The organism is Streptomyces xiamenensis, assembly GCF_000993785.3.
In the GTDB taxonomy this organism is placed as follows: domain Bacteria; phylum Actinomycetota; class Actinomycetes; order Streptomycetales; family Streptomycetaceae; genus Streptomyces; species Streptomyces xiamenensis.
Map to the genome: position 1 here is coordinate 4,358,897 of NZ_CP009922.3, position 23,393 is coordinate 4,382,289.

Sequence of the window (23,393 nt, forward strand, 5' to 3'; positions counted from 1 at the left end):
CTGTGCTCCTTGGTGTCGACCGCCGGCTGAACGAAAGGCGTCATACCTCGCCATCACCGCCGGTGAGAATGCCGCGCGCCAGGCGCGCGTTGTGCTCGACCGTCCCCGGATCGAGCATGTCGGCGTGCCGGCCCACCCCGCGCAGCACTTCGGTTCCGGTACGGGAGGCGCCGTGCCAGCTGCCCTCGGCGCCGCTGTCGTACGCGGCGGCGTTCTCCTCGTCGCTGATCACCGCGATCCGGGCGCCGGTGGTCCCGGGGTTGGCGGTGCGGCCGGTGAACTCCAGGTAGTCCTTGGCCTGTTCCCGCGTCTTCTCCGCGACCAGTGCCGAGCCGGTGTGCTTGCGCAGATGCCCGGCCAGCTCGCGCTCGAAGACGGCCAGGTGCTCCGGGCCCAGCTCGTAGGACTCCGTCACCCGCAGCGAGTCGATGATGACGACGTGCCGCACGGTGCGGCCGCGCCGCTCCAGCTCCTTGGCGACCTCGAAGGCGAGATTGCCGCCCAGCGAGTAGCCGAGCAGGTCGATCTCGCCCTCCGGCCGGTGCCCGGCCACCAGATCGGCGTACCCGCTCACCTTGTCCTCGCCCATCAGGTAGTTGAAGGCGAGGAACTCGAACTCCGGCAGCCGCGCCGCGAACTCCCGGTAGACCAGGCCGTGGCCACCGGCCGGCGGGAAGCAGAAGACCGTGCCCGCCGCGGCGTTCTCGTTGAACCGCAGATACGGCAGCGACCCCTCGATCTCCCCGGTGACGATCCGCTCGACCGTCTTGGCCATGCCGTGCAGCGTCGTCACCTGGAACAGCCGGCTGACCGGGATGGAGATCCCGAACTCGGCCTGCAGGTGGTAGATCAGCTCGATCAGCCGGATCGAGCTGCCGCCGGTCTCGAAGAAGTCGTGGCCCAGACCGGGCCCGGGGGCCTCGATGCCCAGCAGCCGCTGCCAGTGCTCGGCCATCCGCGTCTCGTACAGCGTGACCGGGGCCTCGTACACCGGCCCGTCCGTGCCGTCGCCGGCGCGCGGGGCGGGCAGCGCCGCCACGTCCACCTTGCCGTTCGGGGTGAGCGGCAGGGCGGGCAGCTCGGTGAAGTGGGTGGGGATCATGAACGTCGGCAGATAGTCCGCCAGGCGCCGGCGCACCTCGCGCCACTCCAGCACGGCGCCCGGTGCCGCCACCCCGTACGCGCACAGCACGTTCTCGCCGCCCGCGTCCGGCCGTACGGTGACCTGCGCCTGGGCCAGCTCGGGGCAGGCCGCCAGCTGCGACTCGATCTCCCCGATCTCGATGCGGTGCCCGCGCACCTTGATCTGCGAGTCGGCCCGGCCCAGCAGATGGACGGTGCCGGCCGCGTCCCACCGCGCGAGGTCACCGGTGCGGTACAGCCGTACCGGAGCGTCGCCGGCCAGGGCGCGGGTGCGGAACCGTTCCCCGGTCAGCTCCTCGTCGCCGAGGTAGCCGAGCGCCACACCGGCGCCGCCGATCCACAGCTCACCGGGGACACCGGGCGGCACCGGCTCGCCGCGCGAGTCCAGGATGTACAGCGCGCTGCCGGGGAACGGCCGCCCGATGGGCACCATCCGGCCGCCCTCCAGGTCGTCCGCGGGACCCTCGAACCAGGCGCTGTCGATGGTGGCCTCGGTGAGCCCGTACGAGTTCACCAGCCGCCGCGCGCCCAGCGCGCGCAGCCGCTCGTACTCCTCGGCCTTCCAGGAGTCCGAGCCCACGATCAGCAGCCGCAGGAAGTCCAGCCGGGCCCCGGTGTCCTCGCAGTGCCGCACCAGGGTGCGCATCACGGCGGGTACGAACTCGCCGCAGTCCACCCGTTCGGCGCGCATCGTCTCGTACAGCCGGGCGGTGTTGAACAGCAGCTCCCGGCCGACCAGCACCAGCGTGCCGCCCGAGCACAGGGCGCGGGTCAGGTCGCCGGTGAAGACGTCGAAGGAAGGGCTGGCCATCTGGAGATGGACCCGGATGTCTCCCTCCTCCAGACGGTAGGCGTCGCGCCATCCGGCGTACACGGAGGCCAGGTTGCGGTGGCTGACCGCGACCGCCTTGGGCCGCCCGGTGGAGCCCGAGGTGTAGATGACGTAGGCGGGGGAGTCGGGCCCCGGCTCGGCGTCCGGACCCACCTCGCCGGCCTCGCCCGCGAGCAGTTCCTCCAGGCTGACCACGGTGCCCGGCAGCCCTTCGGCCGCGCCGCCCGTCCCGCCGATCACCAGCGAGGCCCCGGCGTTGCGCACCATGTACGCGAGCCGGTCGGCCGGATAGTCCGGGTCCAGCGGCAGATAGGCGCCGCCCGCCTTGAGGACCGCCAGCAGGGCGGTGATCAGCTCGGGCGACTTCTCCAGACACAGCGCGACGACGGTGCCCTCGCGCACGCCGCGCGCCCGCAGCCGCCCGGCCAGTTCGCCCGCGCGCTCCTCCAGTTCGCCGTAGGTCAGCCGCCGGGTCTCCCCGCTCTCGGCGGGCGCGGCCACCGCGACGGCCTGCGGGGTACGGTGCGCCGCCGCGGCGATCAGCCGGTGCACCGGCACCGGCGCGTCCTCCCCGCGCACTCCGGCCCCGCTCCACTCGGCGAGGATGCGCTCCCGCTCGCCGCCCGACAGCATCCGCAGTCCGCCGGTGGCGGCGTCGGCGGGCGCGGCGGTCAGCGACTCCAGCAGCCGCGTGTAGTGCCCGGCGAGCCGCTGGATCGTCTCCGCCTCGAAGAGGTCGGTGTTGTACTTGAAGACGCAGTGGAACCGCCCGTCCGCCTCCTCCTCGTACGCGGAGAGCGTCAGGTCGAACTGGCCCTCCTCCTCGGGCAGCTCGATGTACTCCAGCTTGTAGCCGTACTTCTCGGTGGCCACCTTGTGGTGCAGCAGGATGAACATCGCCTGGAAGACCGCCGACCGGCTCGGGTCGTGGGCCAGCCCCAGCTGCTCCACCAGCAGCGTGAACGGGTACTCCTGGTGATCCAGGCCGCCCAGCACGGTGGTGCGCACCTGGTCCAGCAGCTCGGCCACCGTGGGGTCACCGGCCAGCGAGGCGTGCAGCGGCAGCGGGTTCACGAAGTACCCGTAGACGGAGCCGAACTCCTCCTGGGTGCGGCCGGTGACGGGGGAGCCGACGATGATGTCGTCCTGCCCCGAATAGCGGTGCAGCAGCAGGTAGTAGGCGCTCAGCAGCACCATGAAGACGGTGACGTTGTGCTCCCGCGCCAGCGCGTGCACCCGGGCGCTCAGCTCCGCGTCCAGCGCGAAGAACTCGGACGCCCCGTTGTGGGTGAGCACCGCCGGGCGCGGCTTGTCGGTGGGCAGCGCCAGCACCGGCACCTCGTCGGGCAGCTGCCCCCGCCAGTACGCGAGCATCTTCTGCGCCTCGCGGCCGGCCAGGAACGCGTTCTGCCAGTTGAGGAAGTCCAGGTAGCGGGCGGACACCGGCGGCAGTTCGACGTCGTGGCCCTGCCGCAGCCCCTCGTACAGGGACAGCAGTTCCTCGATGAAGGTGAAGGTGGAGATGGCGTCCGAGATGATGTGGTGGACGGCCTTGGTGATGACCCAGCGGTCCGGGCCGCGCCGGAAGAGGCGGAACCGGATCAGCGGATCGGTCGCCAGGTCGTACGGCTTGCGGTACTCCTCGATGATCATCCGGTAGATGTCGTCCCACGCGCGGTCCCCGACGTCGAAGAGCGCGATGTCCTCCTTGATCTCCGGGGAGATCCGCTGCACCGCCTGCCCCTCCACCAGCAGGAAGTTCGCCCGCAGCACGGGATGCCGGGCCAGCAGCCGGCGGAACGCCTCGAACATCAGGTCCGGGTCCAGCTCCACCCGCACCTCGACGGCGCCGCCGATGTTGTACGCGTAACCGTCCGGGTTCAGCTGCTTCAGGAACCACAGCGCCTTCTGGTTCTGCGTCAGCGGGAACTCGGCCTCGTCCTCGAACCGCTCCACCGCCGTCACGGCGGCGCCGCTGCCCTCCTCGGCCAGCAACTCCTCCAGGCCCTCGTGCAACTGGGTGATCAGGTCCCCGGCCGGCGCGCTGGACAGCAGCGCCACCACCGGCAGCGCGATGCCCACCTCGGCCACCACCCGCGCCCGCAGCTCCATCGCCAGCAGCGAGTCGAGCCCCAGCAGATTCAGGCTGACCGCCGGATCCACCTGCTCGGCCCGTACCCGCAGCACACCCGCCACCAGCGTCGTGAACCGCTCGGTCAGCAGCAGCCGCCGCTTGTCCGCGGTCGCCTCCCGGAACGCGTCCAGGAAACTGCCGTCGCCCTCGGACCCCGGGCCCTGGGCGGTGGCCGCCAGCTCCGTGACCAGCCGCGGCGGCGAGGCGTACCAGGACATGAACACCGGCCAGTCCACGACCGTGGCCACCAGCAGCTGCGCCCGGTCCTGCCCGATGACCCGCTCCAGTACCGCCATGCCCGCCTCGGGCGCCAGCGAGGACATGCCCCGGCTGTTGCGGTAGTGGTCGATCAGGCCCAGTTCCTCGATCATGCCGGTGGCCCACGGGCCCCAGTCCAGTGCCAGCGCCGGCAGGCCCTGCGCGCGGCGGTGGTGCGCCAGCGCGTCCAGGAAGGCGTTGCCCGCCGCGTAGTTGGTCTGCCCGGCCGTCGTCAGCCAGGCCGCGACCGAGGCGAACAGTACGAAGTGCTCCAGCGGTTCGCCGCTCAGCTGCCGGTGCAGCAGCGCCGCGCCCACCACCTTCGGGTCGTGGACGGCGTCGAACACCTCCCGGTCCATCTCCGGCACCAGGGTGTCGCGCACCTGCCCGGCCAGATGGAACACCCCGCGGATCGGCGGGCCCTGGGCACGCCGGTACCCGGCCAGCCAGCCGGCCAGCGCGTCCTCGTCGGTGATGTCCAGCGGCGCGAGAATCGGCTGCGCGCCCAGCGCCTCCAGTTCCTTGAGGAAGGCCACGTGCCGCCCGGCGGGCGAGTTCGGGTCCTGGTCGGCCCAGCGCTCGCGCTCCGGCAGCCGGGTGCGGCCCACCAGGATCAGCCGCCGCGCCCCACGCCTGACCAGCGTGCGGCACAGCAGCCTGCCGAGCGCGCCGAACGCGCCGGTCACCAGGTAGCTGCCGTCCGGGCGCAGCCGCAGGGGCAGCGGCCTGCTCAGCCCTTCGGCGGCCACCAGCCGGCTGGTGTGCCGCTCCCCGGCGCGCAGCGCGATCTCGTCCTCGCGCTCGGCGGCCCCGGTGGGGTCGGCCAGTTCGCGCAGCAGCGCGGACGCGTCCTCCTCGACGCCGCCGTCGGCCGCCAGGTCGATCAGCTTGCCGCCGCGCCCGGCCAGTTCCTGCTGCCACAGCACCCGGCCGATGCCCCAGGCGGGCGCGCCCAGCGGCTCCACCGGCTCACCGGGGAGCACGCACTGGGCGGCTCTGGTGACGATGTGCACGGGGGTGCCGCCGTGCCGTTCCGGGTCGGCGAGCAGCGCCTGGGTGAGGGCGATCAGGGCGTACGCGCCGGTGGAGGCGATGTCCGCGAACCGCCCGCGCGGCGCGTCGGCCAGCGCCGGCCGGTCCAGGTTCCACAGGTGGACGACGCCGTCCACCGGGCCGAGATCGGCGAGCAACCGCCGCAGGTCGTCGGCGGATCCGGGGACGACGGTGGCGGTCCTCGCCGTGCGGTCCAGGCCGTACGCGGCTCCGGGCCGCACCAGAAGCGCCTCGCCGCCTGCCTCGCCGATCAGCGCGGCCAGCCGCTGCGCGACCCCGCCCGCGTCGGCGAACAGCACGTGCCGCCCGGCCGCCGGCAGGGCGGACGGCGCTTCGGGCAGGGGACGCGGCACCCAGCTCAGTTCGGTGAGCCAGCTGTCGATGGTGGACAGCCCCACGGTGGTGGCGGCCTTCTCCACGTCGGCGGCGCGGAATCCGGCGATGCGGCCCAGCGGCGTACCGTCGGCGCCGTCGTACACGGCGATGTCACCGGTGAGTTCGTCCTCGTCCTCGCCGGTGACGGTGGCGTGCACCCACAGTTCGCGGTCGCCGACCGGGTCCAGCCGTACCTCGGCGATGGACAGCGGCAGCCGGATGCCGGTGCCCCCGGGCCCGGCGGGCGCGGTGAGCAACTGCGGGGTCAGCAGCGACTGGAAGCAGGAGTCGAGCAGCACCGGATGCATGTGGTGCGCCGCCGCGTCCGGGGCGAGCCCCTGCGGCGGCCGGATCCGCGCCAGGGCCTCGCCCTCGCCGATCCACACCTCCTCGATGCCCTGGAAGGCGGGGCCGTAGTGGTAGCCGAGCGCGGCCAGTTCGGCGTAGCAGTCGGGGCCGCTCAGATGGCGGGCGGCGCGGGCCCGGACGGCGACGGTGTCCAGCGGTGCGATCAGCCGGCGGCGCTGGGCGGCCCGTACCGTACCGGTGGCGTGCACGGTCGGCTCGGCGCCGGCGGCGCCCACGGTGGCGATGGAGAACGCGGCGGCGTCGGAGGAGAAGGACAACTGCACCGTCTGCGGCTCGCCGTCCGGCAGGAACAGCGCCTTGCGCAGCTCTACTCCGGCCAGCGCGGCGGTGCTGTGCTCACCACCGGTCAGCGACCGCACGGCCTGCGCGGCCATCTCCAGATAGCCGGCGGCCGGGAACAGCACGGTGCCCTGGATGCGGTGGTCCTCCAGGTACGGGGCGGCCTCCGCGTCCAGCTTCACCTCCCACACCGGCTCGGCGCTCGCGGTGCGGCGGCCCAGCAGCGGGTGGTCGCGGTGGCCGAGCCGGATCTGCGCGACCGGGGCCGGCTCGACCCAGTAGCGGTCGCGCCGGAACGGGTAGCGCGGCAGTTCGGCCGGGCGTCCGGCGGGGTGCAGGGCGTGCCAGTCCACGGCGAAGCCGAGGCTGTGCAGCGCGGCGAGCGACAGGGTGAGGCGTTCGCGCTCATCGGCCTTGCGGCGGATGGAGGCCAGGGTGACGCTGTGCGCGTCGCGGGCCTCGCAGCACTCGCGCAGGGAGTGGGCGAGCACGGGGTGCGGGCCGATCTCCAGGAAGACGCCGTAACCGTCGTCCAGCAGCCGGTCCACGGCGGCCCGGAAGTGCACGGCCTCGCGCACATTGCGCCACCAGTAGTCGGCGTCCAGCTCCGTGCCCTGCGCGACGGTGCCGGGCAGTGCGGTGAGGTACAGCGGCAATTTCGCCTGCTGCGGTTTGAGATCGGCGAGCGAGGTCAGCAGCTCGTCCTTGATCAGCTCCATGCGGGGGCTGTGGTACGGGACGCCGACCTCCAGGAACCGGGCGAAGATGTCCTCCGCGCCCAGCTCGGCGGCGATCACCTCCAGCGCCTCGGTGTCCCCGGCCAGGGTGATGGAGGTGGGGCTGTTGACGGCGGCGATGGAGACCCGGTCGCCGTGCGGGCGCACCCGGCGGGCGGCCTCCGCCTCGGTGAGGCTGACGGCGAGCATGGAGCCGGTGCCGATGAGCTTCTGCTGGAGCCGGCTGCGGTGCACCACGATCTTCACGGCCTCGGGGAGGGTGTACACCCCGGCCTCGTAGAATGCGGCGACCTCACCGGTGCTGTGCCCGGTCACGGCGTCCGGCTGGATGCCCTTGCTGCGCCACAGGGCGGCCAGGGCGATCTGCACGGCGAAGTTGGCGGGCTGGGCGAGCCAGGTCTCGCTCATCCGGGAGTCGGCCTCGTCGGCGTTCAGCTCCTGGGTGAGGGACCAGCCGGTGAGCGCGGCGATCTCCTGGTCGCAGCGGTCGATGACCTCGCGGTAGACGGGCTCGCTCGCGTACAGCTGGCGGCCCATGGCCCACCACTGCGGGCCCATGCCGGTGAACACCCACACCAGCCTCCGGTCCAGGCCCTCGCGCTGGGTGCCGGCGACGGCACGCGGATGGCTCTCGCCGCGGGCGACGGCGCCGAGCACCTCGTCGAGGGCCTCGGGGGAGTCGTACACGACGGACAGCCGCTGCTCCAGATGCTGCCGCCGGTGGGCGAGGGTGTAGGCGGCGTCGCCCACCGGCAGGCCCTCGGCGAGACGTTCGCGCAGGCCGGCGGCGATGGCGGGAAGGGCTTCGGGGTCGCGGGCGCTCAGCGGCAGCACGGAGTACCCGTCGGCGGCCGGTGGCGCGGGCTCCTCGACGGCCGGCGGTGCCTCCTGGAGCAGGACGTGGGCGTTGGTCCCGCCGAAGCCGAAGGAGTTGACGCCGGCGCGGGCCGGCCCGCTGTGCTCGGGCCAGGGGGTGGGCTCGCGGGGGATCTCGTACGGCAGGGACGCCTCGTCGATCTGCGGGTTGAGCTTCTCCAGGTTGATGTGCGGCGGGATGATCTTGTGCTTGAGGCTGAGCACCGTCTTGATCAGCCCGGCGATGCCGGCGGCCGACTCGGTGTGCCCGATGTTGGTCTTCACCGAACCGACGTACGTCCGGGCGCCCGGCTCGCGGCCGATGGACAGCGCGCGGCCGAGGGCGTTGGCCTCCAGCGGGTCGCCGACGGGGGTGGAGGTGCCGTGCGCCTCGACGTACTGGAGGCTGCCGGGGGTGACGCCGGCGCCGGCGCAGACCCGCTCGATCAGGGCGACCTGGGCGTCGGGGTTGGGCACGGTGATGCCGTTGGTGCGGCCGTCCTGGTTGACGCCGCTGCCGATGATGACGGCGTGGATGGGGTCGCCGTCGCGCTGCGCGTCCGCGAGGCGCTTGATGGCGACCATGCCGACGCCCTCGGCGCGCACATAGCCGTTGGCGGCGGCGTCCAGGGCGCGGGAGCGGCCGTCGGGGGAGAGGAACCCGCCCTTGGTCTCGGCGATGGTGTACTGCGGCGCCATGTGCAGCAGGGTGCCGCCGGCCAGGGCGACGGAGGTCTCGCCGCGGCGCAGGCTCTGGCAGGCCAGGTGGACGGCGACCAGGGAGCCGCTGCACGCGGTGTCGACGGAGACCGAGGGTCCGCGGAAGTCGAAGCAGTACGAGATCCGGTTGGACACCATCGTCATCATGGTGCCGGTGGCGGTGTGCGCGGCCAGGGTCTCGAAGCCGAGGTCGGCGAACTGCAGGATCTTGTAGTCGAGGGTGAACGCCCCGACGTACACCCCGACATCGGTGCCGGCCAGCTCGGCGGGCTTGAGGCCGCCGTCCTCCAGCGCCTCCCAGGCGACCTCCAGGAGCTTCCGCTGCTGGGGGTCCATGTGCTCGGCCTCGCGCGGGCTGATGCCGAAGAAGGCGGGGTCGAACTCGTCGAAGCCGTCGATGTATCCACCGCGTCCGCCGACGAGCCGGCCGGGCTTGGCCTTGTCGCCGCTCCCCAGGGTGCGGGTGTCGTAGCGGTCGGCGGGGGTGTCGGTGATGCAGTCCTTGCCGTCGAGGAGGTTGCGCCAGAAGGTCCGGTAGTCGCTGGCGCCGCCGGGCAGGCGGCAGCCGATGCCGACGATGGCGAACGCGTCGTCCTGGGACGGGACGGGCGTGGGGACTTCGGGTACGGGGACGGGGGCAGGGTGATGCATGGAATCCATCGTGAGAATCCTTGGGTGATGGCGCGTGGGCGGATCAGGCGATTCGAGCGGGAATCCTGGTCAGCCCGTTGGGGGACAGCGCCGCGGTAAGGACAGAGAAGTCTGAAGAACAGATATGCGAATGCCGCTGACGAACGGCATGGCGGAACGCGGAACGAGAACCCCCCTCGTGGACAGGCGCAGGCCGATGACAGCCCCGTAGGTGTTTATGGGGATTGTGTGTTGCGGCTGCGCGGTTGAAGCCTGCCTTATGAAGATCGAATAGGCCAATAGGGTTACGCGGGGGGCGCGCGGAGCGCCTTTGCGCGCTACCGGTCATACAAAAGGGGTGGGCGTTCCGGATTTCGGATCGCCCACCCCTCGGGTGCGAATATCAGTTCAGAAGTTCGGTCATCTGATCGATTTCAGCGGACTGGGAGGAGATGATGTCCTGCGCCATCTCCAGAGCGGGCGCGAAGGACCCCTGCCGCTCCAGCTCCCGCGCCATCTCGACCGCGCCCTCGTGGTGCACGATCATCAGCCGCAGGAATGCGGCGTCGAATTCCGCGCCGGAGGAGCTTTCCAGCTCCGCCATTTCCTCGTCCGACATCATGCCGGTCATGTCGTGCCCGCCGTGGTCCGCCGGCTCGGCGTCCCAGTCGGAGAGCCACGACCGGAGCGTGTCGATCTCCGGCCCCTGGGCCTGTTCGATGACGGCGGCCAGATCCCGCACCGCGTCCGAGCCGGCGCGCCCGGCGGCGAGTTCGGACATCTCGATGGCCTGCTCGTGGTGCGGGATCATGCCCTGGACGAAGGCGAGATCCGCCGCGTTGAAGGCGTCGGAGACCGGTGCGCCGCCGTGCTGGGAATGTCCGCCCGGCTCACCGGAATCGCTCCCGCAGCCGGCGGTGAACAGCAATGCGGAGGTGACGGCGGCGGCGCTGAGCGCCCGCGCCGCGAAACGGTACGAGGTCATGGTGGTGAAACAGCTTTCTGTGCAGTGCTGAGGTGTCGGACGCGTCGGTGCACGACGCGCCTATATGCGCAGCGACTGCAGAGAACTCAAGGAAGGCGGCGCGCCGCCCCCAGCCTCCGGCCGGGGGTGCCCCCAGGGCGGGCCGGGCCCGGCGAACTCCCGCGCGGCGACGACCGGCGGCACCGTGACCCCACTGGTCACCCCCGCCCCGGCGCCGACCGGGGACGGCGCCCCGCCGACCCCACCCGCCACACAGTCCGGATCGGCGTGGTCGAGATGCGCCGCGCCACCGGCGTCGTGCGCGGGCGCGGCGGCCTCCGTGTGATGCGCGGGGGAGATGACGACCCCCGGCGCGAGCGCGTGCATGGCGAACACCCCGGCGAGTACCGCCAGGATCAGCAGCGCGCCACGGACCCGGTTCACGCCCACCATCCTACGGGGGTACCCCCGGTGGGTACCCGAGGGGGGTCCGAAGGAGCGGTAAGGGGTACCGCCCACGGTGCCGCTATACACGGAACGTAGAGTTGTCCGACCGTCCGGCAGGCCCGGGCGTGGGGGAGAAGACGACCGTTCCACCTGGGGGGGATTCCCGTTCCATGCGACTCAACAAGCCCGCAACCGCCGTCGCGGCGGCCCTGACCCTGACGGTGACGCTCGCCCTGACCGGCTGCTCGGCGGAGCGGATATCGCCCGAGAGCGTGCGCGACAAGGCCGACGAGAAGTCCGGCGGCGCGTTCGGCTCGGTGGACTGCCGCGAGGCCAAGTGCGTCGCCCTCACCTTCGACGCCGGCCCCGGCCCGTACACGGCCGAACTGCTGGACATCCTGGCCGAGGAAGAGGTCCCCGCGACGCTCTTCCTGCTCGGCAAGAAGCACATCGACACCTATCCCGAACTCGTGGTGCGCTCGGCCGAGGAAGGCCACGAGCTGGCCAATCACACCTGGACCCACCCCCGCCTCACCGAGGTGGACCGGGACGAGGTGCGCGACCAGCTGCTGCGCACCAACGAGGCCATCGAGGAACTCACCGGGCAGACCCCGACCCTCATGCGCCCGCCGCAGGGCCGCACCGACGACACGGTCGCCGAGGTCTGCGAGGAGCTGGGCCTGGCGCAGGTCCTGTGGTCCGTCACGGCCAAGGACTACTCGACTAACGACTCGGACCTGATCACCGAACGCGTCCTGGACCAGGTCGACCGCGACGGCATCATCCTGCTGCACGACATCTACGAGGGCACCGTCCCCGCGGTCCCCGGCATCATCGAGGCGCTGAAGGCCGACGGATACACCTTCGTCACCGTCTCCCAGCTGATGGCGCCCGGCGTACCCGAACCGGGCAAGGTCTACCGCTGACCGATCCGGTGGCCGCGCCCCCCGACCGGCTGTGAGCCGCCCCGAGCGGTGGCGGCCGGGGGCGGCCGGTGTCACGCTGGCTGGTGAGGCTGACGTGACAAGGGAGGACTCCGTGCTGACCACCGACTTCGTCCCCGGCTCCCCCTGCTGGCTCGACCTCGGCGCCCCGGACCCGGAGACGACCGCCGCCTTCTACGGCGCGGTCCTGGGCTGGACCTTCCGGCCCATGGGTCCGGAGGGCTCGGGGTACGGGGTCCTGCAGAGCGAGGGCCGCACGGTGGCCGGCCTGGGCCGCCTCACGGAGGAGGGCGCCCGCTCGGCGTGGATGCTCTACTTCGCCACCACCGACGCGGACGCCACCGCCGACGCCGTGACGAACGCGGGCGGCACCGTCCGGGTCGCCCCCACCGGCATGGACGACGAACACCGCATGGCCCAGTTCACCGATCCCCAGGGCGGCCAGTTCGCGGTCTTCGAACCCCGCGACGACCGGGGCGTGGAGGCGGTGGACGTCCCCGGCTCCCTGTCCTGGACCGAGCTGTACACCCCGGACGGAGCGGCGGCGAAGACCTTCTACACGGCGGTGTTCGGCTGGCAGTACTCCGAGATGCCCCTGCCGGGCGAAAGCGGCACGTACTCCCTGATCACCCCGGCCACGGCGGACGAGAGCCGCATGCAGGGCGGGCTGATGCAACTTCCCCCCGACGCCCTGACCCTGACGAACGGCGCGGCGTACTGGCACCCCGTCTTCACCACGACGGACTGCGACGCGGCCACGGCCACGGTCACCCGGAACGCGGGCACGGTCCAGATGGGCCCCGAAACAGCGGAAGGCGTCGGCCGCCTCTCCGTGTGCGCCGACCCCAACGGCGCGGACTTCGTCCTGCTGACCCCGGAGACCTGAGGTATCACCTCAAGGCGCCGACGAAGGCCCGCCAGGCCCCGTGCCGGAACACCAGCACGGGCCCGGCGGGCCGCTTGCTGTCCCGCACGGGTATGACCCCGGGTATGTCATCGGCGACCTCCACACAATCGCCCTGTCCGCCGCTGTAACTACTGACCCGCCACGTCAAAGGGACAGCTCCGGCCAACGTGTTGATCATCTGTACTCCTTGGCGGTGCGTCGGATCAGCTCAAGAGATTCCGTGGGCGGCAGTGCGGAAGTGCGTGCATCGTCGAAGAGCTCTCGATAGCACGTGACCTCGGTTTCCGACTCCCGCCAGATGTTTCCGGTGGGCGTTTCCGTCAACACAAGGCCCAGCGCGGACACCTGGGGGAATCCCAGCAGCAGGTACGGGCCGAACATACCGGAGTGCGCTCCGCGCGAGAACGGCAAGACTTGTACGGTGACGTTCGGCCGCTCCGCCATGACGGCGATGTGCTCCAGCTGATCGCGCATCACAGTCGGGCCTCCTACCTGCTGGCGAAGTACTCCTTCGGCCAGTACGGCCCAGAACTCCAGCGCGCCTTCGCCGGCGAGCCGTTGCTGCCGGGCCAGCCGCACCTGCACGAACTGCTCAATCTGTTCAGGGGTCTGCCACGCCCGGGAGGCAACCGTGATCGCCCGCCCGTATTCGGGAGTCTGGAGAAGCCCTGGCACCAGCTGCACCTGAAAGGTCTTGACGCAGTCACAGATGGCCTCCAACTCGATCTGGTCGCGGTACGCGTCCCCGAGAACCGAGCCGTACTGATGCCACCAGCCGTCACGGCGTCGCCGATTGGCTCTGCGGGCCAGGGCTCCAAGGCGCTCGCGGGCCTCCGGATCCGTCACCGCGTATGCCTGGAGCAGCGCGGTCAGGTCGGGTGTGCGAACTGGGACATGACCGTTCTCGATGCGGCTGATCTTTCCCTTCGTGCAGTCGAGAACCTCAGCTGACTGGGCAGTGGAGAAACCGGCTTGCTCGCGAAAACGGCGCAGTTCGTCACCGAGTTGGCGCCCCAGCACGGTGGAAGGCTTGACGTTCGGCATGTCTCCTCCCTATCAGGGCTGAGGATGTGGCGACTCCGGATTACCCGAATGGGTGAATCGTGCTCTGTGTATCCATTCAACGTTGCGCGGAGAGGGCTTCAGCCGGAAGTCTGCTACTCGATGTGAGCTCTGACTTCCGCTGTGTCACAGCGAAGCGATCCTCTGGGGGTCCTCATGACCGAGCACCGCGACTCGTCCGACGTCACCGTCCGTCTCTTCCGGCGCCGCAGCAGCGTCCCGCGCGCTCGCCGCCTGGCGCGATCCGTCCTGACCGACTGGACCATCGATCCGGACGTCACGGACCGGGCGGAACTGGTGATCTCCGAACTGGTCACCAACGCCATCAGGGTGCGTGTCCCCGGCGACCGCCTCGTGGAGATGCGGCTCGTACGCCCGCACGCGGACCAGCGCTTGCTCCTGGAGGTGAGCGACGCGGGCCCGGGCAAGCCGCTGGTCAGGGTTCCCGACGAGGACGAACCGAACGGCCGGGGCTTGCTGCTGGTCGAAGCACTGGCGGACTACTGGGGATGCGCGCCGCGCGACGGCGGGATCGGCAAGACGGTGTGGGCCGTCATCATCGTCCCGGGCGAGCCCCCGCGACCGCCCGCCACGGACATGACGGCCGTCCGCGTACAGCCCGGCCAGCGCGTCAGGACGGCGGACGGCTGGCACACCGTCCGCACCGTACGGTCCACCCGCTACGCCGCGCAGGGCCCGGCCATCGTCCTGGCCTTCGACGACGGCACCCCGCCCCTGCGCCTGCACGCCGGCGAGCAACTGACCGTCCGCGCCGGTGAAGACGGGCGGGACGCAGCCATGGGTTAGCCCGCACCGCCCGCCGCTCGCGGACCGATCAGGCCGTCAGACCACGGATCTTGCGGCCGGCCTCCGTGTCCGGGTAGAGGATCGCGTCGGCCACCCGGCCGAGGGGCGGCCCCCGGCGGGGGCCGCTTCGCGCGCCTCACTCCTCGCGCTCGGCCTCCCGCTGCGCGACCTCTTCCTCGTGCAGGCGCACGGCGCGCTCCGCCGCCGCCTCGTAGATCTCCGTCACCAGGGTCCGCGCGCGCTGCTCGTCGATGGTCCCGTTCGACCACTCCATCAGCCGCGCGGCCCATGAGCCGTTGAAGTCACCCATGCCCCCATTGCATCCCGGGCGCGGGGTTCTCGCAGGTCGGCGCCCCGGTCGCGGACCGCGCGCGCCGGGCCGCCGAGCGGGGACGGGCCGGGCCGGCGGCGCCGTACGGATGGGCGGGCCCGACGCGGCCACCCGAGTGATCCGCCCCCGGCCCGGGGCCGCCCGCCGCACCCGCGGGAGCGCCGGAAGGTACGCGACCGCCGTGCACGATGCTGCCGTTCGGCTGCAGCCTCGTGCCATCGCCGAGCCGCCCACACGCTCACCCGGCACGGGATCGTCTTGTCGGCGGCGGACAGGCCGCCGCCGACAAGACGGAGGAGGATCCCCATGGCGGGACCCAGCCTTGCGAGACAGTGGGCCCATCTCGGCCCGCTGCACGAGAATTCCCCGGGGGAGGTCGGACGGGCGGCCTCGCCCGTACTGGCCACGCCGTCCGCCTTCGCGGCCGGCATGGGCATCGTCGTCGGCGCGTACGTCGTGGGCCGCATGATCGGCAGCGAGACCGAGCCGGTGATCCAGTGACCGCCGCCGACCGCGTCCCCGCCCTGCGGGACCTCAGCCCCCTGACCGAGAACTCCCCCGGCCAGGCGCCCGGCAGCGCCACCGCCGTTCTGGCCACGCCCACCCCGGCGGCCATGATCGTGATCGCGTACGCCGCGTTCGAGGTCGGCCGGATGGTGTGCGGCACCACCGAGCCGGTGATCCAGTGACCGCCGTCGACCGGATCCCCGCCGTCCTGGGGGAGATCGGCGAACTGAACGAGGAGGACGGGGGCCGGGCGAGCGCGCCGCGCGCCGTCGTGCTCTGCCTGCACACCTCGGCCTACATCGCCGTGTCCGTGGTGGGCGACACCGAACCCTCCCTCCCCTCGCTGTGACCGGTCAGGAAGGACATCGCATCCCCATGTCGCGCATCGCCGCCTATCTGGATGACTCACCCGTGCTGGCCACCATCCCGGTGCTCGACCGGACCGGCAGGGTCTCGCCCGCCCGGCCCGTGCTGGCCACCCCGGTGACCATCGTCGCGTTCGGAGCGGGGGTGGCGGCGGGCAGCGCCATCGTCGCCGCCTTCGAGGCGGGACGCACCGCCGGCAGCTCCACCGAACCGATCATGACCTGACCGTTCCGACGCCAGGTCGTGCCCCCGGCCGGGCCGGTGCCCCGTGGCCCCGCCCGGCCGGGCCCCTCCACCCCCGGAAGGCCCTGATGAGCTGATGAGACTCCCCTCCACCAAGCCGAAGAAACTGTTCGCCTCACTGCTGGGGCCCGTCACCGTCGGCCGCCGGCGGGCGATGGGCCTGTCGGAACGACTGTCCGCGGCCACCACCCTGGTCGCCTCCCTCGAATTCCTCAGCGACCGCCGCCACCACCGGCGCGGCGGGCTGAGCGACTGGTCGATCAACCGCGAGCTGTACGCGGACTGTTCGCGCCCCACCCGCGCCATGCTCGACGTCCTGGCCCACGAGCGGACGACCACCGCCCTGTACGCCGCCCGCGCCGCCGCCAGTGCCGCGCTGATGCTGCCCGGCGAGGGACGCTGGCGCGGCGCCGCCAACCTCTTCCTCGGCCTGTCCGGCGCCGCGATGTACCCGCTGCACCGGCTCGGTTCCGACGGCTCCGACCAGGCGTCCGGCATGGTCCAGACGGCCACCGGGCTCGCCCGGCTCTCCACCTCCGAACGGACCCAGGACGCGCTGCTGTGGTACGTGGCGCTCCAGTCCAACATGTCCTACCTGGTCTCCGGCTGGGTCAAGCTGCTCGGCGCCGACTGGCGCAGCGGCACGGCGCTCGGCGGCGTCCTGCGCACCAGGACGTACGGCGAGGAACACCTGTGGCGGCTCACCCAGCGCTACCCGCGCACCGGCCGGGCCCTCGCCCACGGGGTGCTCGCCCTGGAGTGCCTGTTCCCGGTGATCTACCTCAAGGGCGGCGTGCTGGCCCGGCCCGTGCTGGCCGCCACCGTCTCCTTCCACGTCGCCAACGGCTTCGTCATGGGGCTCGGCCGGTTCGTCACCGCCTTCGCCGCCATGCACCCGATGGTCGCCTAAACCAGCGCCCCCAAGGACCACCCCGCCATCGCCGGCCGCGACGACCGCGTGCTGCGCACCGTCGCCGCGGTGGCCGCCGGCGGCGTCGCCGTCGCGGGCGCGCTCGCCGCCACCCGGCGCATGCGCGTCACCGACGGCTGGTACGGCACCCGTACGGTGCGCACCCGGCACGGCAACACCCTCGCCTACGACACCACCATCACCCCCGAGGGCAGCGGCCCCGTGGTGGTCTTCGTGCACGGACTGACCGCGCTGCCCGAGCACTTCGGCTGGCTCACCCAGGCGCTGCGCACCCGCGGCGGACCGCAGCTGCTCACGTACAGCAGGGCGGGCTACGGGCCCAGCCGGTACGCGGGCGCCCGCCCGTACACCCTCCAGGAGTCCGTCGAGGACCTGCTGGACCTGATCGACCAGACGGTGCCCGAGGGCCGCCCCGTGGTCCTCGCCGGGCACTCACTGGGCGGCGAACTCGCCCGCCGCGCCGCCCCCACGCTGGGCGGACGGCTGCACGCCCTGGTCTACCTGGACAGTTCGCACCCGGGGGAGCTGTCCCGCTCCGAGCAGCAGAGCGAGTCCGCCGAGCGGCTCACCAGCGCCATCCGGACGTTCACCGTCAGCCTGCGGGCCGGTCTCGGCGTGCTGATGACCCGCCCGGAGTGGGTGGACCACCTGCCGCGCCCGTTCCGGGCCAAGGCCATGCACAGTTACGCCGATGCCCGGATGTGGACCGCGGGGATGCGCGAATGGCGGGCGACCGAGGAGGACTTCCGCGGCCACGACGGAGGGCTGCCGCCGCTGGCCGCGCACGCCCTGGTGGTCTCCGCGCAGCAGACCGTGGACCGCGACCCGGAACAACTGCTCATGCACCGCGAGCTGGCCGACGCGCACCGGGGCGCCGGGCGTATCGTCCGTGAGCTGGTGATCGAGGGATCCGACCACGACACCCTGCTGACGAAGGCGGAGTTCGCGCTGCGGACCGGGGACCACCTGCTCGACTTCCTGCGCGAGACCGCCCCGGCTCCGGTCACGGCTCCGGCCGCAGCCCGCGCCGACGCCGCCCGGGAGCTGTCATGAGAGCGGCGGACGGCGCGGTCCGGGTCGCCGTGGGCCTCATGCTGCTGGGCACCCTGGCCAGCCAGCACCCGCACATGTCCTTCCACCGGGTGATGCGCAAGGACCGGTTCAGCTCCGCGTTCCCCAACTGGCGCTTCTTCGCCCCCAACCCCGCCCAGCACGACTTCGAGTTCTTCTACCGCACGCTCGACGAGGCGGGGGAGACCTCCTCCTGGCAGCCGGTGGACGTCATCCAGGGCCGCCACCCGCGGCAGATCCTCTGGTTCCCCGGGCGGCGCCCGGAGAAGGCCGTCTTCGACGTCGGCAGCGAGATCATGATGGCGCTCGACAAGGGATTCGACGTGGTCACCCGGCAGCCCGCCTACCGGCTGCTGAGCGCCTTCTTCCGGGACCGGATCGAACGCTCGGCCCAGGCGGACACCGTCAAGGGCTTCCAGTTCACGATGGTCCGGGTGGCCGGCTACGACGAGACGGAGGAGCCGGACATCGTCTTCGTCTCCCCCTACAACCCCCTGCGGGACAACCGGGAGACGGCACGATGACGACCACGGCCGAGCACGGACCCGGCGGCGCCACCGACAACAGCTCCGCGTACGGGCGGGCCTTCGCCCACTTCTACGACCGGATCTTCCCCAAGGACCCGTACGCCGCCCTCAGCGCCCAGGTCCTGGCCGGCTGGCACCCCGGCGGCGGCGCCCTGGAGTTCGGGGTGGGCACCGGACGGATCGCCATCCCGCTGGCGGCCCTGGCCGGGCCCGTCACCGGGGTGGACTCCTCGCCCGAGATGCTGGCCCTGCTGCGCGCCGCCGTCAGCGAGCGCGGCGTGCCCGTCACCGGGGTGCACGGCGACATCAGGACGTACACCGACGAACGCCGGTACGGGCTGGTCTACTGCGTGTGCGCCACCCTCTCGATCCTGCTGACGCCCGAGCAGCAGCGGGCGGCGATCGCCCGCGCGGCGGAGCGGCTGGCACCCGGCGGCACGCTGGTGGTGGAGACCCACAACCCGGCGTACGTGCACGCCCTGCACGAAGGCCGCCGTTCCACCTCCTGGTTCACGCCCTACCCGGAGCCGGACACGGGACTCCAGACGTACTCCACCCTCGTCCCCGGCAGTTCCCTGTGGCAGGCCCAGCACCTGTGGCACGAGCCGAGCGGCACCCGGGTGGGCAGCGAGATCAGCCGGCTGACGACGCCGGAGGAGACCGACGGGTACGCCGCCGCCGCCGGACTGGTGCCCGCCGGACGGCAGGCGGACTGGCTGGGCGGCCCGTTCCGCGAGGACAGCCCGCTGTGCATCAGCCGCTATGCGCACGACGACCGGGGAACGGGTGGTGCGGATCATGACGACCGTCAGCACGGCTGAGCCCACGACCGGGCCCGCGACAGAGCCCGTGACGGAACCCGCCGCCGAGCGCCCCGCCGGGCCGGGCCCCGGCACCATCTGGGGCATCGCCCGCCGCCACCGGCTGCTGCTCGGCTCCGGGGTGCTGCTGGGCGTGGTGGGCGTCGCCTCCACCCTCGCCCAGCCGGTGATCGTCTCCGACCTCATCGAGGCGGCCGGAGCCGGCGAGGCGGTGGCCTTCCTCATCGTGCTGCTCGGCGCCCTGCTGCTGGCGGACGCCGCGCTCTCCGCCACCCAGGGCTATCTGATCGGCCGGGCGGGCGAGAACATCGTGCGCGACTCCCGCACCTTCCTCACCGGCCGGGTGCTGCGCGCCGACCTGGCGGCGTACCAGGCCAGACGGCAGGGCGACGTCCACACCCGGCTGGTGTCCGACACCTCCCTGGTGAAGATCGCGCTGTCGCAGAGCCTGGCCCAGATCATCGTCAACGGCCTGGTGGTCATCGGCTGCGTGGTGATGATGGCGTGGATCGACATCTGGCTGCTGCTCATCGCCCTGGGCTGCATCGGCGTGGCCAGCGCCGTCTCCCTGTGGCTGGCCCGCAGGCTGCGGGTGGCCGCCGTGCGCAACCGGGAGGACACCGGGGACTTCGGCGCCGACCTGCACCGGGTGCTCGGCGCCCTGACGACGGTGAAGGCGGCGCGTGCCGAGGACCGCGAACAGCACCGCATCGGCCTGCTGACGGAGCGGGCGCGCGACTCGGGGATCCGGGTGACCGCGTACGCCTCGGTGCTCACCCCCACCATGAACGTCGGGCTCCAGGCCTCACTGGCCGCCGTGGTCGGCGCCGGCATGGCGCGCGCGGCGACCGGCTCGCTGGGCCTGGCCGACTTCACGGCGTTCGTGATGTACCTCTTCTATCTGGTGTCGCCGCTGGTGCTGGTGTTCATGAGCATCGGCGCCTACCAGCAGGGCCGGGCCGCGATGGCCCGCGTCGACGAACTCGTCCACCTGCCGCAGGAGGACGGCCCCGCCACGGCCCCGGAACCGGCCGCCGGCCCCGACCCGCTCACCGGTACGGCACCCCCCGCCGTGGAATTCCGCGCCGTGCGCTTCGGATACGGCGAGGACGGCCGGGACGTGCTGGACGGCGTCTCCTTCGCCGTCCCGCCGCGCGGACTGACCGCCCTGGTCGGCCCGTCGGGCGCCGGCAAGACCACCGCCTTCCAGCTGATCGAACGCTTCTACCGGCCGCGCGGCGGCGCCGTCCTGGTGGACGGCCGCGACATCGCCACCCTCCCGCTGTCCGCCGTCCGCGGCCGGGTCGGCTACGTGCAGCAGGACAGCGCCGCGATGCGCGGCACCCTGCGCGAGAACATCACCTACGCCGCCCCCGACGCCACCGAGGCCGAACTGTGGGACGCCGTGGAGATGGCGGGCCTGGGCCAGGTGGTCGCGGACCTGCCCGAGGGCCTGGACACCGTCCTGGGCGACGGCGGCACCGGGCTCTCCGGCGGGCAGCGGCAGCGGGTGTGCATCGCCCGCGCGCTGCTCCAGCGGCCCGCCGTGATGCTGCTCGACGAGGCCACCTCGCACCTCGACTCGGACACCGAGGCCGCGCTGCGCGAGGTGCTGGCCCGGGTCGCCGAGCGGTGCGCGGTGATCGCCATCGCCCACCGCATCTCCACCGTGGTGGACGCCGGCCACATCGTGGTCCTGGAGGACGGACGGGTACGCGATCGCGGCACCCACCCGGAGCTGATGGCCCGCGACGCGCTGTACCGGCGGCTGGCCACCACCCAGTTGGTCGCGGACACGGCGCCGGCCGCCGGACGACAGGATCCTGCGGGACGGGTGCAGTGAGTTGCCATCCCGCGCCTTCCCGGCGCCGACCGGCGCATGACAGATTCACGGGGTGCGCACGAACACGGCGCACCGACAGCACAGTTACGGAGGTCGGTAGATGAACGCCACACCGCACCGGCGGCGTACGGCCGCACGCGTCACGGCACTCGCCGTGGCCGCACTGCTGGCGGCCGGCGGGACGGCCACCACGGCGACGGCCTACGAGGGCGGCGGTGGGAGCAGCGGGGGCGGCGGCGCCTCCGGCGGCTGGGCGCAGGTCGCCGGCACAGCGTTCACCGACCCCGCCGACCGGCTCGTCCCCGAGCCCGGCACCCCCCGGCCCCCGGAGCCCGATCCGGAGAAGTGCAACCGCGAGGACTGGCAGCAGCCCTGCGCCAACGGCTGGCAGTGAGACCCCGCGCGTGAACGGGGCGACGGGGGCGGCGGCGCGGGCCCGTCCGCCCCCGCCCTGCCCGGCACGGGGGGCCGATGACGGACGGGGCGGGGCACGGGGACGGGGAGGGTCAAGGGGAGGGGCTGGATGGGGAGATCGCACTGACACTGACCGCCGCGCGCGCCCACGACGGCGAGATCGCCCTCGTCCGGCTGCTGAGCCTGCTGCCCGGCCACTGGACGTACCGGCACCGGGTGACGGCGGCCCGCATCATGCTGTGGGTGCGGACCCCGGCGGGCGCGCCGGCCGTGCACGCCGCGCTCCGCGCCGCCCTGGCCGACCCCGCGCTGCGCGGGTGGCTGCCGGACAGCGACTGAAGGGGCCGCGGCCGGTTCAGATCCAGCCGCGGTCGCGCGCCAGCAGCGCCGCGTGCGCGCGGTTCTCCGCCCCCAGCAACTGCATCAGGTCGGCGATGTGCCGCCGGTAGGTGCGCAGCGACACCCCCACCTCCCGGGCCCCCGTCTCGTCCTTGCTGACGGTGCACATCCGCTGCAGCACCTGCCGCTGCGCCTCGGAGAGTTCGGGGTTCCGCCGGTCGGGGGAGTCCACCAGCGTGCCGAAGTCCCGCGCCGCGTCCCACAGCCGCTCGAAGAGCGTGATGATGTTGCCGACCAGGGCGCTCTCGCGGGCACACAGCGCGCCGCGCGAGGTGTTGGCCGGGTCGATCGGAACCAGCGCGGTGTGCCGGTCGTAGACCAGGATCAGCTCCGAGAAATCCTCCGCGATGCGGATCTGCGCCCCGTGGGCGGTGAGTTCCCGCAGATAGCTCAGGGTGGGGGCGTCCCGCAGCGCCTCCGCCCGCACCAGGTTCCTGATCCGCACCCCGCGCCGCAGGCAGCGCAGGTCCAACGGCCGCGCGTGCTCGATGTTCTCCTTGGACAGCGCGGTGTACGGCTCGGCCGACAGCACCTCGGAGTGCGCGAAGAACGACAGATCGTCGATGCGGCTGCGCACCAGCCGCAGATCCTCCAGCCGTTCGATGCCGCCCGCCGCCGCGTCCGGCGCCGCGGGCACCGGCCGTTCACGGTGCAGCGAGTCGACGATGGTCCTGGTCTGGGTCAGCTGCCGCATCTCCTGGTGGAGCCGCTCCAGACGGTCCTCGGCGAGCCGGGGCACCGCGCTGTCCGGCTCGGCGGCCCAGGTGTGCTCGTCGTCACCGAGCAGCAGCCGCAGTTCCCGCAGCCGGTCCACCGCCTCCTGCGCCTGGCTCCGGCCGGTGCGCAGTACGACGTGGATCTCACGCGGTGAGGTGCGGGGGTTGCGAAGGAAGTGCCGGTAGATCTCTTCCTCGGCCGCCGACAGCCCGAGCACCGACATCGCGTATGCGTGCAATACGCCCTCCCCGTGAACCTTCCGCGCACGATGCGTTCGAGTCGCGAGCGACAGGGCGAAGCCTATGGTGCGACGGTCGCCTTGCGAAGAGCCAAGCGGAGGCAAAACAGCGAGGCGGGCCCGTGGACGCCGTCCTCCCCCCCGCCCGTGCCCCCTCGGAACCTCCGGCCCCGGCACCGGGGCCGGCCATCCGATCGTGGGCAAGATCGCGCGAATCGATCTCCCCGGTCACGCCCACTCGTTAGGTTGTGCGCACAGCAGAGCACCGGGAGACGCCGCAGGCCCGGCACCGGGGCGGGAGGACACGTGGAAGCGCGGGAGACGACGTTCCAGAAGCTGATCCAGGGGGACAACCAGTTCCAGATCCCGCTGTACCAGCGCACGTACAGCTGGGAGGCGAAAGAACACGAACGACTGTGGAAGGACCTGCTGGAACAGGCCAGGGCCGGTACGGAACAAGCGCCTTCCC

The 23,393-nt window shown here is 72.4% G+C and carries 21 protein-coding genes; 14 read left to right on the forward strand and 7 right to left on the reverse strand.

What is annotated here, in order from left to right; all coding sequences use genetic code 11:
* Window positions 1–40: 40 nt before the first annotated feature.
* The 3 genes from SXIM_RS20240 to SXIM_RS20250 form a co-directional block, all read right to left on the reverse strand.
* Entirely contained in the window at window positions 41–9,406 is a 9,366-nt protein-coding gene (locus tag SXIM_RS20240) for a non-ribosomal peptide synthetase/type I polyketide synthase (protein ID WP_078847110.1), read from the reverse strand.
* Window positions 9,407–9,788: 382 nt separating this feature from the next.
* The gene (locus SXIM_RS20245; protein ID WP_046724821.1) at window positions 9,789–10,370 is read right to left on the reverse strand and encodes a DUF305 domain-containing protein; all 582 of its coding nucleotides are present in this window, start codon (window positions 10,368–10,370) and stop codon (window positions 9,789–9,791) included.
* Window positions 10,371–10,430: 60 nt separating this feature from the next.
* Window positions 10,431–10,793 (reverse strand): DUF6153 family protein, encoded by a 363-nt coding sequence (locus SXIM_RS20250; RefSeq protein WP_234306890.1) that lies wholly within the window; start codon window positions 10,791–10,793, stop codon window positions 10,431–10,433.
* A gap of 173 nt (window positions 10,794–10,966) precedes the next feature.
* On the opposite strand from SXIM_RS20250, the gene SXIM_RS20255 reads away from it, so the two are divergent.
* Window positions 10,967–11,722, forward strand: a complete 756-nt coding sequence (locus SXIM_RS20255; protein WP_030733543.1) for a polysaccharide deacetylase family protein — start codon at window positions 10,967–10,969, stop codon at window positions 11,720–11,722.
* Between the two features lie 112 nt (window positions 11,723–11,834).
* The gene (locus SXIM_RS20260; RefSeq protein WP_030733544.1) at window positions 11,835–12,626 is read left to right on the forward strand and encodes a VOC family protein; all 792 of its coding nucleotides are present in this window, start codon (window positions 11,835–11,837) and stop codon (window positions 12,624–12,626) included.
* A 4-nt stretch (window positions 12,627–12,630) separates the two neighbouring features.
* On the opposite strand, the gene SXIM_RS20265 is transcribed toward SXIM_RS20260, so the two are convergent.
* Entirely contained in the window at window positions 12,631–12,825 is a 195-nt protein-coding gene (locus tag SXIM_RS20265) for a DUF397 domain-containing protein (RefSeq protein WP_046724823.1), read from the reverse strand.
* Entirely contained in the window at window positions 12,822–13,691 is an 870-nt protein-coding gene (locus SXIM_RS20270) for a helix-turn-helix domain-containing protein (RefSeq protein ID WP_030733547.1), read from the reverse strand. Before SXIM_RS20270 ends, SXIM_RS20265 begins: the two co-directional genes overlap by 4 nt.
* Window positions 13,692–13,865: 174 nt before the next feature.
* Here SXIM_RS20270 and SXIM_RS20275 point away from each other — a divergent pair, with 174 nt between their 5' ends.
* Window positions 13,866–14,516, forward strand: coding sequence for an ATP-binding protein (locus SXIM_RS20275; RefSeq protein WP_030733548.1), 651 nt, complete (start codon window positions 13,866–13,868; stop codon window positions 14,514–14,516).
* A 136-nt stretch (window positions 14,517–14,652) separates the two neighbouring features.
* Here SXIM_RS20275 and SXIM_RS27535 read toward each other — a convergent pair whose 3' ends face one another.
* Window positions 14,653–14,826 carry a hypothetical protein gene (locus SXIM_RS27535; protein WP_158708039.1) on the reverse strand — a complete coding sequence of 58 codons (174 nt, stop codon included), beginning with the start codon at window positions 14,824–14,826 and terminating at the stop codon, window positions 14,653–14,655.
* Between the two features lie 327 nt (window positions 14,827–15,153).
* Between SXIM_RS27535 and SXIM_RS20280 the strand changes: the two genes are divergently transcribed.
* The 11 genes from SXIM_RS20280 (at window position 15,154) to SXIM_RS20320 (ending at window position 21,909) form a co-directional block, all read left to right on the forward strand.
* Window positions 15,154–15,348 (forward strand): hypothetical protein, encoded by a 195-nt coding sequence (locus tag SXIM_RS20280; protein WP_030733549.1) that lies wholly within the window; start codon window positions 15,154–15,156, stop codon window positions 15,346–15,348.
* Window positions 15,345–15,536 (forward strand): hypothetical protein, encoded by a 192-nt coding sequence (locus SXIM_RS20285; protein ID WP_030733550.1) that lies wholly within the window; start codon window positions 15,345–15,347, stop codon window positions 15,534–15,536. The genes SXIM_RS20280 and SXIM_RS20285 overlap by 4 nt, the downstream gene beginning before the upstream one ends.
* Window positions 15,533–15,703, forward strand: a complete 171-nt coding sequence (locus SXIM_RS27540) for a hypothetical protein (RefSeq protein ID WP_168222784.1) — start codon at window positions 15,533–15,535, stop codon at window positions 15,701–15,703. The genes SXIM_RS20285 and SXIM_RS27540 overlap by 4 nt, the downstream gene beginning before the upstream one ends.
* 26 nt (window positions 15,704–15,729) lie before the next feature.
* The gene (locus SXIM_RS20290) at window positions 15,730–15,945 is read left to right on the forward strand and encodes a hypothetical protein (protein ID WP_030733552.1); all 216 of its coding nucleotides are present in this window, start codon (window positions 15,730–15,732) and stop codon (window positions 15,943–15,945) included.
* 94 nt (window positions 15,946–16,039) lie between these two features.
* The gene (locus SXIM_RS28250) at window positions 16,040–16,873 is read left to right on the forward strand and encodes a hypothetical protein (protein ID WP_246156910.1); all 834 of its coding nucleotides are present in this window, start codon (window positions 16,040–16,042) and stop codon (window positions 16,871–16,873) included.
* 48 nt (window positions 16,874–16,921) lie between these two features.
* Window positions 16,922–17,947: an alpha/beta fold hydrolase gene (locus tag SXIM_RS28255; RefSeq protein WP_246156911.1), complete on the forward strand. Its 1,026-nt coding sequence runs from the start codon at window positions 16,922–16,924 to the stop codon at window positions 17,945–17,947.
* Window positions 17,944–18,489, forward strand: a complete 546-nt coding sequence (locus SXIM_RS20300; protein ID WP_043177786.1) for a hypothetical protein — start codon at window positions 17,944–17,946, stop codon at window positions 18,487–18,489. The genes SXIM_RS28255 and SXIM_RS20300 overlap by 4 nt, the downstream gene beginning before the upstream one ends.
* On the forward strand, window positions 18,486–19,313 hold the full coding sequence (locus SXIM_RS20305; RefSeq protein ID WP_030733555.1) for a class I SAM-dependent methyltransferase: 828 nt from the start codon (window positions 18,486–18,488) through the stop codon (window positions 19,311–19,313). The genes SXIM_RS20300 and SXIM_RS20305 overlap by 4 nt, the downstream gene beginning before the upstream one ends.
* On the forward strand, window positions 19,291–21,156 hold the full coding sequence (locus SXIM_RS20310; protein ID WP_078635559.1) for an ABC transporter ATP-binding protein: 1,866 nt from the start codon (window positions 19,291–19,293) through the stop codon (window positions 21,154–21,156). The genes SXIM_RS20305 and SXIM_RS20310 overlap by 23 nt, the downstream gene beginning before the upstream one ends.
* Before the next feature lie 100 nt (window positions 21,157–21,256).
* The gene (locus SXIM_RS20315; protein ID WP_030733557.1) at window positions 21,257–21,550 is read left to right on the forward strand and encodes a hypothetical protein; all 294 of its coding nucleotides are present in this window, start codon (window positions 21,257–21,259) and stop codon (window positions 21,548–21,550) included.
* 77 nt (window positions 21,551–21,627) lie between these two features.
* Window positions 21,628–21,909, forward strand: coding sequence for a hypothetical protein (locus SXIM_RS20320; protein WP_030733558.1), 282 nt, complete (start codon window positions 21,628–21,630; stop codon window positions 21,907–21,909).
* 16 nt (window positions 21,910–21,925) lie between these two features.
* On the opposite strand, the gene SXIM_RS20325 is transcribed toward SXIM_RS20320, so the two are convergent.
* Window positions 21,926–22,909 (reverse strand): helix-turn-helix domain-containing protein, encoded by a 984-nt coding sequence (locus SXIM_RS20325; protein WP_030733560.1) that lies wholly within the window; start codon window positions 22,907–22,909, stop codon window positions 21,926–21,928.
* Window positions 22,910–23,393: the final 484 nt, after the last annotated feature.

Bases quoted from the DNA above. Each gene is read 5' to 3' on its own strand.
- SXIM_RS20240 (WP_078847110.1), bottom strand. From the start codon at position 9,406: ATGCATCACCCTGCCCCCGTCCCCGTACCCGAAGTCCCCACGCCCGTC.
- SXIM_RS20245 (WP_046724821.1), bottom strand. From the start codon at position 10,370: ATGACCTCGTACCGTTTCGCGGCGCGGGCGCTCAGCGCCGCCGCCGTC.
- SXIM_RS20255 (WP_030733543.1), top strand. From the start codon at position 10,967: ATGCGACTCAACAAGCCCGCAACCGCCGTCGCGGCGGCCCTGACCCTG.
- SXIM_RS20265 (WP_046724823.1), bottom strand. From the start codon at position 12,825: ATGATCAACACGTTGGCCGGAGCTGTCCCTTTGACGTGGCGGGTCAGT.
- SXIM_RS20270 (WP_030733547.1), bottom strand. From the start codon at position 13,691: ATGCCGAACGTCAAGCCTTCCACCGTGCTGGGGCGCCAACTCGGTGAC.
- SXIM_RS20275 (WP_030733548.1), top strand. From the start codon at position 13,866: ATGACCGAGCACCGCGACTCGTCCGACGTCACCGTCCGTCTCTTCCGG.
- SXIM_RS27535 (WP_158708039.1), bottom strand. From the start codon at position 14,826: ATGGGTGACTTCAACGGCTCATGGGCCGCGCGGCTGATGGAGTGGTCG.
- SXIM_RS20280 (WP_030733549.1), top strand. From the start codon at position 15,154: ATGGCGGGACCCAGCCTTGCGAGACAGTGGGCCCATCTCGGCCCGCTG.
- SXIM_RS20290 (WP_030733552.1), top strand. From the start codon at position 15,730: ATGTCGCGCATCGCCGCCTATCTGGATGACTCACCCGTGCTGGCCACC.
- SXIM_RS28250 (WP_246156910.1), top strand. From the start codon at position 16,040: ATGAGACTCCCCTCCACCAAGCCGAAGAAACTGTTCGCCTCACTGCTG.
- SXIM_RS20300 (WP_043177786.1), top strand. From the start codon at position 17,944: ATGAGAGCGGCGGACGGCGCGGTCCGGGTCGCCGTGGGCCTCATGCTG.
- SXIM_RS20305 (WP_030733555.1), top strand. From the start codon at position 18,486: ATGACGACCACGGCCGAGCACGGACCCGGCGGCGCCACCGACAACAGC.
- SXIM_RS20310 (WP_078635559.1), top strand. From the start codon at position 19,291: ATGACGACCGTCAGCACGGCTGAGCCCACGACCGGGCCCGCGACAGAG.
- SXIM_RS20315 (WP_030733557.1), top strand. From the start codon at position 21,257: ATGAACGCCACACCGCACCGGCGGCGTACGGCCGCACGCGTCACGGCA.
- SXIM_RS20320 (WP_030733558.1), top strand. From the start codon at position 21,628: ATGACGGACGGGGCGGGGCACGGGGACGGGGAGGGTCAAGGGGAGGGG.
- SXIM_RS20325 (WP_030733560.1), bottom strand. From the start codon at position 22,909: ATGTCGGTGCTCGGGCTGTCGGCGGCCGAGGAAGAGATCTACCGGCAC.